This window comes from Pseudomonas sp. 2VD (assembly GCF_005503585.1).
In the GTDB taxonomy this organism is placed as follows: Bacteria; Pseudomonadota; Gammaproteobacteria; order Pseudomonadales; family Pseudomonadaceae; genus Pseudomonas; species Pseudomonas aeruginosa.
Map to the genome: position 1 here is coordinate 1 of NZ_SCND01000178.1, position 11,961 is coordinate 11,961.

General features: G+C 67.2%; 10 protein-coding genes and 1 pseudogene. 4 read left to right on the forward strand and 7 right to left on the reverse strand.

What is annotated here, in order from left to right; genetic code table 11:
* A partial coding sequence (locus tag FFS27_RS19065; RefSeq protein WP_137952148.1) for a quinone oxidoreductase family protein occupies positions 1-620 on the forward strand: 620 nt, incomplete at its 5' end.
* Positions 621-670: 50 nt separating this feature from the next.
* On the opposite strand, the gene FFS27_RS19070 is transcribed toward FFS27_RS19065, so the two are convergent.
* From FFS27_RS19070 to FFS27_RS19100, 7 genes and pseudogenes are all read right to left on the reverse strand, one after another.
* Positions 671-1,453, reverse strand: coding sequence for a TenA family transcriptional regulator (locus FFS27_RS19070; RefSeq protein WP_003085869.1), 783 nt, complete (start codon positions 1,451-1,453; stop codon positions 671-673).
* A gap of 74 nt (positions 1,454-1,527) precedes the next feature.
* Positions 1,528-3,984 (reverse strand): annotated as a pseudogene (locus tag FFS27_RS19075) (EAL domain-containing protein).
* A 294-nt stretch (positions 3,985-4,278) separates the two neighbouring features.
* Positions 4,279-6,069: an ABC transporter ATP-binding protein gene (locus FFS27_RS19080; RefSeq protein WP_021264326.1), complete on the reverse strand. Its 1,791-nt coding sequence runs from the start codon at positions 6,067-6,069 to the stop codon at positions 4,279-4,281.
* Positions 6,062-6,664: a DsbA family protein gene (locus tag FFS27_RS19085; protein WP_044727262.1), complete on the reverse strand. Its 603-nt coding sequence runs from the start codon at positions 6,662-6,664 to the stop codon at positions 6,062-6,064. The genes FFS27_RS19080 and FFS27_RS19085 overlap by 8 nt, the downstream gene beginning before the upstream one ends.
* Positions 6,665-6,703: 39 nt before the next feature.
* Complete coding sequence (gene trhO / locus FFS27_RS19090; protein WP_003109414.1) at positions 6,704-7,642, reverse strand: oxygen-dependent tRNA uridine(34) hydroxylase TrhO; 939 nt, start codon at positions 7,640-7,642, stop codon at positions 6,704-6,706.
* Positions 7,643-7,806: 164 nt separating this feature from the next.
* Positions 7,807-8,112 (reverse strand): BolA family protein, encoded by a 306-nt coding sequence (locus FFS27_RS19095; protein WP_003109415.1) that lies wholly within the window; start codon positions 8,110-8,112, stop codon positions 7,807-7,809.
* Positions 8,113-8,125: 13 nt separating this feature from the next.
* A complete protein-coding gene (locus tag FFS27_RS19100; RefSeq protein WP_003120754.1) occupies positions 8,126-8,674 on the reverse strand; it encodes a DUF2059 domain-containing protein in 549 nt (182 codons plus the stop codon).
* Between the two features lie 167 nt (positions 8,675-8,841).
* Between FFS27_RS19100 and FFS27_RS19105 the strand changes: the two genes are divergently transcribed.
* The 3 genes from FFS27_RS19105 to FFS27_RS19115 all read left to right on the forward strand — a co-directional run.
* Complete coding sequence (locus FFS27_RS19105) at positions 8,842-9,861, forward strand: DUF2804 domain-containing protein (protein ID WP_021264323.1); 1,020 nt, start codon at positions 8,842-8,844, stop codon at positions 9,859-9,861.
* A 128-nt stretch (positions 9,862-9,989) separates the two neighbouring features.
* Positions 9,990-11,384, forward strand: coding sequence for a class II fumarate hydratase (locus FFS27_RS19110; protein ID WP_003085854.1), 1,395 nt, complete (start codon positions 9,990-9,992; stop codon positions 11,382-11,384).
* Positions 11,377-11,961, forward strand: a 585-nt coding sequence (locus FFS27_RS19115; RefSeq protein ID WP_137952149.1) for an NAD(P)H-dependent oxidoreductase, incomplete at its 3' end; no start/stop codon positions are given. The genes FFS27_RS19110 and FFS27_RS19115, both read left to right, overlap by 8 nt.

Sequence of the window (11,961 nt, forward strand, 5' to 3'; positions counted from 1 at the left end):
GCTTCGCCCAGGCCGCCAGTTGCGGGGTGCCCTACAGCACCGCCTGGGACGCCCTGCAACGCAGCCAGGTCAAGGCCGGCACCCGGCTCCTGGTAATCGGCGCCAACGGCGCGGTCGGCAAGGCCGCGCTGGCGCTGGCCAAGGCCCTGGGGGCCGAAGCGATCGGCGCGGTGCGGCGCGAGGAGCAACGCCAGGCGCTGGAAGCGCAGGGCATCGCCGCGCTGCTGCTGGGCGAGCCGGCCGAACTGGCGGCACAGGTGGAAGGGATCTTCCCCGGCGGGGCCGAGGTGATCTTCGATACGACCGGTTTCTGGCTCGAGGCGGCGGTCCCGGCGCTGGCCGCCTTCGGTCGCCTGGCGATCATCGCCGCACCAGCCGACGGCCATGTGCGCCTGCCGGCGTTGAACCTGTACCGTCGCGGTGGCTCGGTGGTGGGGATCAACTCGCTGCTCTATGGCGTGGAAGCCTGCGCAGGCTTCCTCGACGCCTTCGGCAAACTGTTCGACCAAGGCCGCCTGCCGCTGCCGGACGGGCTGCGGGAAGTCCCGCTGGAGCAGGGCGTTGAGCAGTACCGGGCAGTGAACGAAGGCACCTGCGAGAAGATCATCCTGGTGCCTTGAGGACCAGCGGAATCCCGGCAGAACACGCCGGGATTCCGCTGCGCGCAAGACTACTCCGCGCCGACCGCGAGCTTGCGGGCGCTGCGCGCCTCCTCCAGTTGCATGCAGCGCTCGAGGAACAGGTACATGTAGTCGTAGCTCTTGCAGATCGCGTCGCGCAGTTGCCGGCGCAGCTCGGCGCTGGGATTGGTGCCGGCCAGGGTGCAGATGATCTCCAGCGCCTCCCAGGGGTGGGCATCGTCGTACTGGGCGTGGAGCTTGAGCCACTTCATGGCGCGCTTGCGGCCTTCCTTGGGGAAGGCGTTTTCGTAGACGCCGTTCGAACAGACCAGCGCCGACCACTCGCCAGTGACGCCTTCGATGGCGTAGTTGGTGGCGGCCATGGCCACCGGCAGTGAGTCGCTGGCGCAGGTGTGCCAGCACCAGTGGCTGAGCGCGTGCAGTTCGGCCGGCACGTCTTGCGCCTGGATCTCGGCCAGGCTCACGCCGTGGGCCTCGGCCCAGTGCAGCCAGTAGTCGGCGTGGTTGAGTTCGACCCGAATATTGCGCATCAGCCAGCGGCGCGCCATGTCTTCGCCGGGATGGCGGGCGAAACGGGTCTTCAGCAGGTTCTGCGACATGTACAAGGGGAACTGCTCGACCACCGGCCAGCCGCCGATCAGGTACAGGCGCATCAGCGCCGGGCTCAGCTCGGCGTCGCGCATGCGCCGGTACAGCTCGTGGCCGGAAACCCGGTCCTTGCTCGCCTGGCAGTCGACGATCAGTTGCTGCGCCCACTGCGGATAGCTTCCCGCCTCCTGCAAGGGGCCCGTACGGTCAAAGAACTCGCTCACACCCGTCTCCCTTCTCTTCTTCTCGGCAACGGCCTCATAGCAGCGAAACTACTCTTTCTTCGCTCCGCGGTCACCTACCGGAGGTTCTGTCCGAGGCTCGGCCACAGGCCCTGGGCATCCAGCCCTGCGCCCGGAGGCTGGCGACTGAACGGCAGGGGCGCGCCGATGGCCAGGCCCTGGGCATAGTCGATGCCGATCTCGCGCAGCGCCTCCATCACTTCGACGGTCTCGACGAACTCGGCGATGGTACGTTTGCCCATCACGTGGCCGATATGGTTGATCACCTAGACCATGGCGCGATCGATGGGATCCTCGAGCATGTCCTTGACGAAGCTGCCATCGATCTTCAGGTAATCCACCGGCAGGTGCTTGAGGTAGATGAAGGACGACATGCCGGCGCAGAAATCGTCCAGGGAGAAACGACAACCGGTGTCCTTGAGCTCGTTGATGAAGCGGATGGCGCTGGCCAGGTTGGCAACCGCCACGGTTTCGGTGACCTCGAAGCAGATCGTCTGCGGCGGAATGCGGTAACGGGCGAACAGCTCGGTGAGGAACTGCAGGAACGACTCGTCGCCGATGGTCGCGCCGGAGAGGTTGATGGCGCAGGTGCCGATCGGCTCGGCGCGAGGGTCCTGGGCGCGCTCGACGAGGGTGCGGAAGGCATTCTCCACCACCCAGCGATCGATCAGCGTCATCAGGCCGTAGCGCTCGGCGGCGGGTATGAAGCTCAGCGGCGGCACCAGGCGCCCGCCCTCGTCGCGCAGGCGCAGCAGCAGTTCGACGTGCAAGCCCTCCTCCGCACCTTCGCCCAGCGGCACGATGGGCTGGGCATAGAGACTGAAGCGGTCTTCCTCCAGCGCCAGGTGGATGCGCTGGACCCAGGTCATCTCGCCGAAGCGCATCGACAGTTCGACGTCGTCCTGATGGAACACCTGGACCCGATTGCGCCCCTTTTCCTTGGCCATGTAGCAGGCCATGTCGGCGGAGCGCAGTGCCTCCTCGAGGGTCGAGATACCCGGCAGCAGGTGCACCAGGCCGACGCTGACGGTGCAGTTGAACGGCTGCCCGCTCCAGGTGAAGTGCAGGTCCTGGACCGTCTTGCGCAGATGGTCGGCGATCTCCACGGCTTTTTCCGCCGGGCAGTTCTCCAGCAGGATGCCGAACTCGTCGCCGCCCAGCCGCGCCAGCGTGTCGCCCTCGCGCAAGCCTTGTTGCAGCAGGGTGCAGACCTGGCGCAGCAGTTCGTCGCCGGCGGCGTGGCCGCAGGTGTCGTTGACCAGCTTGAACTGGTCCAGGTCGAGGAACATCAGGGCGTGCCGCCCGCTGTTGCGCTCCAGGCGTTCCAGCGCTATCTGCAGGCGATACTCGAACTCGCGGCGGTTGGTCAGCCCGGTCAACGCATCGTGGGTCGCCTGCCAGGACAGGCGCGCCATGTACTGGCGCTCGCGGGTCATGTCGTGAAGCACCAGGACCACCCCGGTGATCTCGCCGCCGCGATGGATCGGCGCGCCCACCAGGGTCACCGGCACGCTGCTGCCGTCGTGGCGCAGGACCAGCTTGGAATGCTCGCGGCCGCCGTCGATCTCGCCGCTGAGGATCTGCTCGATCAGCAGCATGCCCTCCTCCCGCGAGCTTTCGTCGACGATCCGGAACAGCGACGCCAGGGGCAGGCCGCGGGCCTTGTCCAGCGTCCAGTTGGTCATCTGCTCGGCGGCCGGGTTGAGGTAGGAAATGCCCCCCTGGGTGTCGGCGGTGATCACTCCGTCGCCGATCGAGGCCAGGGTGATCTGGGCCCGTTCGCGCTCGGCATCGAGGGCGTTCTCCACTTCCTGGCGCTGCATCAGTTGTTGCCGGGTACGCAGGAACGCCAGGAGGATGAGCACGCTGGCGGTGGTCAGGTTGGCCACCAGCAGCAGCCTGAGCAAGGCCCGCGAGCCCTCGCCGAGGGCGTCGCTGAAGGCCTTGGCCGCCGGCGTGACCTTCTCGTTGATCGCGTGGATCTCGGTCTTCCACTGTTGCACCTGCTCGGCACTGGCCTGCCCGGTGCCGATGCCCGCGCGCATCTTGCCGGCGACGTCGATCAGTTCCATGACGTACTTGTCGCCCACCAGCCACAGCTCGATGGCGCGCTCGAAGTAACTGAAGTCGTGGAAGTTGCGGTACAGCCAGATGATCGCGGTAACGTCGTCGGCATGGTTGCCGCCCTTGAGGATGCCCTGGCGGGCCGCCTCGATGTCCGGGTCGGGCTGGTCCAGGGCAAGGCGCATCTCGCGGTCGCCGAGGGGGATCGCGATGGCCTCCTCGTAGCGGCGGAAGTCTTCGTCGGCGCGTGAGTCGGCATAGAGGGTGAGATAGTAGATGGCATCCTTCTGGCCCTTCGACCAGAGGCTTTCGCCGCCGACATAGCTGCGCACCGCGGAGAGGACGTAGAGACTGCCGCCCGCCAGCATGGCCTGCAACAGCACCACGACGATGAAGGGCCATACCAGGCCGAGCAGGCGGGGCTTGTCGAGAGTCCGGTTCTGCCTCATTCCATCTACCATTCAAACTGGCGCTAAGCGATCGGGTGCCGTCTCCGTCACCCCTGACTGCATCACCTGTCGGCCGCTCAAGATCCCGTCGCAGAACTCCCGAGGCCTTGCCTGCCGGCAGCCACGACGCTGGAGGAGGCGGACACCCGGCAAACAGTAGGAGTTTAGTGGCTGTTTGCCGAACCTGCCCTGCACCTGGCGGAACAGACAGCGTTTTTTATTGCCGCAGCCAATAAAAACCGGATGTCTTATATGGAATATACGAGAAAAACCGCCAGGCGACAGCCTGGCGCCTCACATCTGTTGCAGATGTCCATAGAGCCGGGCGTAGAGGCCGCCTTCGGCGATCAGTTGCTGGTGGTCGCCGTCTTCGGCGATATGCCCGCCATCGAAGACCAGGACCCGGTCGGCCTGCTTCACCGCCGACAGCCGATGAGCCACGATCAATGTGGTGCGGCCTTCGAGGAAGTCGCCGAGCGCCTGGTGCAGGGCGTACTCGGTACCGGCGTCGAGGGCCGAGGTGGCCTCGTCGAGGATCACCACCTTGGGCTCGGCGAGGATCATCCGGGCGATCGCCAGGCGCTGCCGCTGACCGCCCGACAGGCGCACCCCGGAACGCCCGACCACGGTGTCCAGCCCCTGCGGCAGGCGCCGCACGCCGTCGGCCAACTGGGCGATCTCCAAAGCCCGCCAGCAGGCCTGGTCGCTGCGTTCGCGGCCCATGGTCAGGTTGGCCCGCACGCTGTCGTTGAACAGCGCCGGATGCTGGAGAACCACCGCGACATGTTCGCGCACGCAGTCCAGGCCGATTTCCTCCAGGGGCACCCCGCCGTAGCGGATGCTGCCGCGCTGCGCACTGTAGAGGCCGAGTAGCAGTTGCACCAGCGTGCTCTTGCCGCCGCCGCTGGCGCCGACCAGGGCAACCTTCTCGCCGGCGCCGATGTTCAGGTCCAACTGCTCCAGGACCTTGTCCTCGCCGTAGGCGAAATCCAGCCCGCGCACCTCGATGCCAACGGTCGTGCGGCCGGCGAACGGATCGCGCAGCGGCGGGTAGCGCGGCTCGTCGGCCCGCGCCAGCAACTCGTTGATCCGCTGCAACGCGCCGCCAGCGGCGTAGTAGGCGTATTGCAGGCCGAGCAGCTGTTCGACCGGACCGATCATGAACCAGAGGTAGCTGAATACCGCGAGCATCTGGCCGATCGACAGGTCCGAGAGCAGCACGGTAAGCATCGCCGCGGCGCGGAACACATCGATGCCGAACTGGAACAGCAGGCCGCTGGCGCGCCCGGCGGCGTCGCTTTTCCATTGCGAGGCCACGGCGTAGTCGCGGACTTCCTGGGCGCGGTGGCCGAGGCGGCCGAGGAAATAGCCCTGGCGATTGCCGGCGCGGACTTCCTGGATCGCCTCGAGGGTCTCGGTGAGCGCCTGGGTGAAGCGCGCGGTGCTGTCGTTCTCGAGCTTCTTGAGGTGCTTGACGCGCTTGCCCAGTTGTACCGTGGACCAGATCACCAGCGGGTTGAACAGCAGGATCAGCAAGGCCAGCTGCCAGTGCATCCAGACCAGGATCGCGGCGGTGCCGAGCAGCGTCAGCAAGGCGACCAGGAAGCGGCTGAGGGTTTCCCCGACGAACTTGTCCAGGGTGTCCAGGTCGGTCACCAGGTGGGCGCTGATCGAACCGCCGCCGAGGGTTTCGTATTCGCCCAGGGCGATATGCCGGAGGCGCTCGATCAGACGCAGGCGGATGCGGTAGACGATGTCCTTGGACAGCCGCGCGAACAGCTTCGCCTGGAGCACGTTGAACACCAGCGCCGCCCCCCGCAACAGGAGGGTCGCCGCCAGCATCAGGCCGATGTAGCCGAACGCCACCTGCCAGTCGGCGGGCAACAGGCGGTCCATGAAACGCAGCGCGCCGTCGCCCTTGCCGAGCAGCACTTCGTCCACCAGCAACGGCAGCAGCAAGGGGATAGGCACGGTGCAGAGGGTGGCCAGCACCGCCACCAGGTTGGCGAGCAACAGGGCTTTCTTGTGGCGCAGTGCGAGTCGACGAATCTCCGCCCAGCTCAGGCGGTCTCCGCGCTCACTCATGCCGGCCCCGTTCCAGCCAGCGGCCGAGCAAGGGTGAAAGTTCGGCAAGCGGCTGGTAGCCGTTGGTGAGCAACGCCAGTTGGCCGTTGCGCTCGGCCAGCAGGGTCGGGAACCCGGCGATGCCAAGGTCCTGGACCCAGGCGAAATCGGCGGCGGTGGCGTCACGCGCCTCGCCGCTGTCGAAGACCGCGGCGAACTCGATGCGTGGAATTCCCACCGCTTCCGCCAGGTCGGCGAGCACCGCCGCCTGGGTGACATCGCGACCCTCGGCGTAGAACGCCCGCTGGATCGCCCTCACCAGCGGCCAGGCGCTTTCCTCGTCGAGGCTGCGCGCCGCCACCAGGGCCCGGCAGGCCGGCTCGGTGTCATAGACGAAGCCTTCGGGCAACGCGTCGTCGAAGCGGAACGGCTGGCCGGTGGTCTGCAGCACGGTCTGCCAGTGGCCGAGGATGTAGCCGCGGGTATTCGGGTCGAGCGCCGCGCCGTGGCCGGCGCGCAGGCCACCGGCTACCAGGTGGAAAGCGACGCCGTCGGCGGCCGCCTGCCGGGACAGCGCCTCGGCGACCGGGGCGAAGCCCCAGCACCAGGAACACATGGGGTCCATCACGTACAGCAGGCGGGCCTTGGCCAAGGTTCAGTTCTCCAGCGTGGACTGGCGCGGATCGCGACCGAGCGGGTGCGGCTGGTTGCGCTGCCGCGCCAGTTCGATCTGTTTCTGCCGCTCGCGGGCGCCGGCGCGGGTCTTCTCGCTCAGCGAGTCCCAGCAGTGCGGACAGCTGATACCGGGCACGTAGTGCTCGGACTGGCGGTCTTCCAGCGAAACCGGGTTGCGGCAGGCGTGGCACTGATCGTACTCGCCCTCGCTAAGATCGTGGCGCACGGTCACGCGGTTGTCGAATACGAAGCAGTCGCCGCGCCACAGGCTCTGTTCCTGCGGCACCTCTTCGAGGTACTTGAGGATGCCGCCCCTGAGGTGGAAGACCTCCTCGAAACCGGCGCCGAGCATGTAGCTGGAAGCCTTCTCGCAGCGGATGCCGCCGGTGCAGAACATCGCCACCTTCTTGTGCCGCGCCGGGTCGTAGTGGGCCTTGATGTACTCGGGGAACTCGCGGAACGACCTGGTCTTCGGATCGACCGCGCCCTCGAAGGTGCCGATCGCCACCTCGTAGTCGTTGCGGGTATCGATCAGCAGGACTTCCGGATCGCTGATCAGGGCATTCCAGTCCTTCGCCTCGACATACTGGCCGACCTGCTTGTTCGGATCGACGCCAGGCACGCCGAGGGTGACGATTTCCTTCTTCAGCTTGACCTTGGTGCGGTAGAACGGCTGTTCGTCGCAGTAGGATTCCTTGTGCTCGATATCGGCCAGCCGGGGATCGCTGCGCAGCCAGGCGAACAGCGCATCGATGCCTTCGCGGCTACCGGAGACGGTGCCGTTGATGCCTTCCTCGGCCAGCAGCAAGGTGCCTTTCACACCGTTGTCGAGCAGGGTTTGCAGCAGGGGTTCACGCAGCGCCACGTAATCGTCGAGAGTCACGAACTTGTACAGCGCCGCCACGACGATGGATGTCATGGGGATATAGCCTCCAGGTGGTCGCCCGCGTAAAGGGCGGACCGGAACGAAAAGCGCCAGCCGCTGGCGCCATGGAAACGACAACGCCGGCGGAAGGCCGGCGCTGGGTGCGTAGTCTAGCGCAGCAGGGGCAGGCTCTGCACCCCGCCGCGACGGACGCCGTCTCAGGGTATGTCGTGCTTGCTCCCGCCGCGGCAGGTCGGCGAGGACGGCACCGCAGCCTGGCTCCACTCCTCAGGGGTGAAGGTATGCAGCGCCAGGGCGTGGAACTCGCCCATCAACCCACCGAGGGTGGCATATACCTTCTGGTGCCGCTTCACCGCGTTCAACCCGGCGAACTGCGGGCTGACCAGCACCACCTTGAAGTGGGTCTCCAGCCCGCGGCTGTGCATGTGGCTCTCGTCGAGCACCTCGACGTGTTGCGGATCGAGGGGCTGCAGGGCGGTCTGGATACGGTCACGCATGCTCATCGCGAATCACGACTCACTTTTTCTTCTGGGCCGGCGCGGCGACGCCGAGTTCCTTGTCCATGTCGGCCATCAGCTTGTTCACCGGCTCGACGGCGCCTTGCAGCTTGGCCTGGGTCAGTTGGGCGGATTCGGCGGTCAGGCGCGGCATCTTCTCCAGCACCTTCTTGCCCAGCGGCGACTGGTAGAAGGCATTCAGGTCCTTCAGCTCGGACTCGGTGAAGTTGGTGGTGTAGAGCTTGATCAGCTCGGGCTTGATCTTGTCCCAGCCGATGGCGCGGTCCAGTTCGGCATTGGCCTTGGCCTGGTAACGCTCGAGAACCGCCTTCTTGCTCTCCGGCGCCTTGGCCTGGGCGAAGCGCTGGGCCAGCATCTGCTGCACCTGGGCATAGACCGGGACCGTCAGCTTGTCGGCATGGACCAGCTTGAGGAATTGCTCGGCCTGGCTGGCGGAATCGGCCATGGCCATGGAGCTGAGGCTGAGCAGCACGGCGCTGCCGATGAGGCGAAGACGGGTCATGGAAAATCCTTGAGGTTGGGTAGATGTGTCCGTGGGACCCGACATTCTGCGCCTAAGTTCGAAATCCGCTCAAGCGCGGCGCCGAATATCGGGAGAATCCTATCCGGCGCCCGCCCGCTCCATGCCGTCTACTATCAGTTCTGTAGTGGGTACTTGCCGCCTTCCTTCCGCAGCCGGCATGCTTGCGTCAGCCTGTCACATGGATGTGTTAGATGAACGGAACCGCCGCCGATACCCTCGCCGTATCGCCCCCGCCCCTGCGCAACCTCTGCGACAGCCACGGCCGGCTCGATCCCCGGGCGGTCGGCTGGTCCGCCCGGCCGCGGGTGCTCTGCCACATCCCCGGCCACTTCGGCCGGCGCAAGCGCTGGAACCACTGGTGCATCGTCAGCCCCGGCTGGATGCTCTCGCTGACCATCGCCGACCTCGACTACCTGACCTACGGCGCCGCCTATTTCCTCGACCTGGACAGCGGCCAGGCGGTAGCGCACACGCAGATCCGCTTCTTCGGCCTCGGCTGCCAGTTGCCCGACGAGCCGCAGGCCAGCCATGCCTTCGAGCATCCCCGCCTGCAATTGCGCTTCGACGAACAGCCCGGGCGCCTGCGCGTCACCGGCCAGGCCCCGGACCTCGGCGGCCTGCCGCTGGAGCTGGCGCTGGAAGTGCGACGACCGTCGCACCTGGAGTCGGTGAACCTGGTGGTGCCGATGGGCGAACACACCTTCCATGCCTGTAGCCGCCAGCTCGGCCTGCCGATCAGCGGCTGCCTGCAGCTCGGCCGCCGACGCTACGACTGCCAGGCGGGCCAGAGCTTCGCCGCGCTGGACTTCGGCCGCGGCGTCTGGCCGCTGCATACCTACTGGACCCGCGCCGCCTTCGCCGCCCCCGGCGGCATCGCCGGCAACTTCGGCACCGGCTGGACCGAAGCCAGCGACCTGCGCGAGAACGCCCTGTGGTTCGGCGGCAAGCTCAGCCGCGTGCTCGACGACGTGCACATCCGCGAGCCTCGCGACCCGCTGGCCGAATGGCGCCTGGACAGCGCCTGCGGTCGCGTCGAGCTGCTCTTCCGTCCCGAACAGCTGCACCAGGCGCGGCCCAGCGTCGGCCTGTTCTATGCCAATACCCGCCAGTGGTTCGGCCGTTTCAACGGCACCCTGCACCACGACGACGGTGACTGCGTGCCGGTGGACGGCGCCCTCGGCTGGATCGGTTCGACCCGCGCGCGCTGGTGAGGCCGGCGGCGGGCAATCTATTTCCGACCCGCAGCGCGGCGAAAAATGCCCACGAGGAAGCGACGGCAGCGGAACCCAAGGCGGGAGCGAAGGCCTAAACTGCCGGATACGCACCCTGGAGAACACTCATGAGCCGGACCGAAACCGATAGCCTGGGCACCATCGAGGTGCCCGACGACGCCTACTGGGGCGCCCAGACCCAGCGTTCGCTGGAGAACTTCGCCATCGGCGGCCAGCGCATGCCGCTCGCCGTGATCCACGCCCTGGCGCTGATCAAGAAAGCCGCCGCGCGGGTCAACGACCACCTCGGCGAACTGCCGCCGGAAGTCGCCCGGCTGATCGAACAGGCCGCCGACGAAGTCCTCGCAGGCCGCCACGACGAACACTTCCCGCTGGTGGTCTGGCAGACCGGCAGCGGCACCCAGACCAACATGAACGTCAACGAGGTGATCGCCGGCCGCGCCAACGAACTGGCCGGCAATCCGCGCGGCGGCAAGTCGCCGGTGCATCCCAACGACCACGTCAACCGCGCGCAGAGTTCCAACGACAGCTTCCCCACCGCCATGCACATCGCCGCCGCCAAGGCCGTGCACGAACAATTGCTGCCGGCCATCGCCGAGCTTTCCGGCGGTCTCGCCGAACAGTCGGCGCGGCACGCCAGCCTGGTCAAGACCGGGCGCACCCACCTGATGGACGCCACGCCGATCACCTTCGGCCAGGAACTCTCGGCCTTCGTCGCCCAGCTCGACTACGCCGAGCGCGCCATCCGCGCGGCGCTGCCGGCGGTCTACCAGTTGGCCCAGGGCGGCACCGCGGTGGGCACCGGGCTCAACGCGCCGAAGGGCTTCGCCGACGCCATCGCCGCGGAAATCGCCGCCGAATCGGGCCTGCCCTTCGTCGCCGCGCCGAACAAGTTCGCCGCCCTGGCCGGCCACGAGCCGCTGGTCATCCTCTCCGGCGCCCTGAAGAGCCTGGCGGTGGCCCTGATGAAGATCGCCAACGACCTGCGCCTGCTCGGCTCAGGCCCACGCGCCGGCTTCGCCGAGGTGAAGCTGCCGGCCAACGAGCCGGGCAGCTCGATCATGCCCGGCAAGGTCAACCCGACCCAGTGCGAGGCGCTGTCGATGCTGGCCTGCCAGGTCATGGGCAACGACAGCACGATTTCCTTCGCCGCCAGCCAGGGCCATCTGCAACTCAACGTGTTCAAGCCGGTGATCGTCTACAACCTGCTGGAGTCCATCCGCCTGCTCGCCGACGGCTGCCGCAACTTCAACAAGCATTGCGTCGCCGGCCTGGAGCCGGACGCCCAGCGCATGGCCGACCTGCTGGAGCGCGGCCTGATGCTGGTCACCGCACTGAACCCGCACATCGGCTACGACAAGGCCGCCGAAATCGCCAAGAAGGCCTACGCCGAAGGCACCACCCTGCGCGCCGCGGCGCTGCAGCTGGGCTACCTGGACGAAGCGCAGTTCGACGAATGGGTACGGCCGGAGCAGATGCTGGAGGCCGGCCACCATGGTTGAAACCGCCAAGTCCGGCGCCACCCCGCTGGAAGGCGACGGCAAGCGCATCCTGCTGATCGTCGGCTCGCCCAAGCGCAAGAGCTTCTGCCACCTGCTCGCCGAATGCTACGCCCAGGGCGCGCGCAGCAAGGATCACGTGGTGCGCGAACTGAAGCTGGGCGAACTGGCCTTCGACCCGATCCTCCACGAAGGCTACGAGCAGAGCCAGGTGCTCGAACCCGACCTGCTGGAAGCGCAGCGGCAGATCCACTGGGCCGAGCACCTGGTGTTCGTCTACCCGGTCTGGTGGGGCGGCCTGCCGGCGCTGCTGCAGGGTTTCTTCGACCGCGCCCTGCAACCGGGCTTCGCCTTCCGCTACCGCGGCACCCAGGACAAGGACTGGGAGCAACTGCTGGGCGGGCGCAGCGCCGACCTGCTGGTCTGCCACGACCAGCCGCTGTCGCGGCTGCGCTTCCTCAAGGGCCCGCCGGCGCACCGGCAGATGGTGCGCAGCGTGCTCGGCGCCTGTGGCATCGCCACCCGCCGCCTGGAAGAGTTCGCGCCGATGCGCAGTTCCAGCGAGGAACAGCGCCAGGGC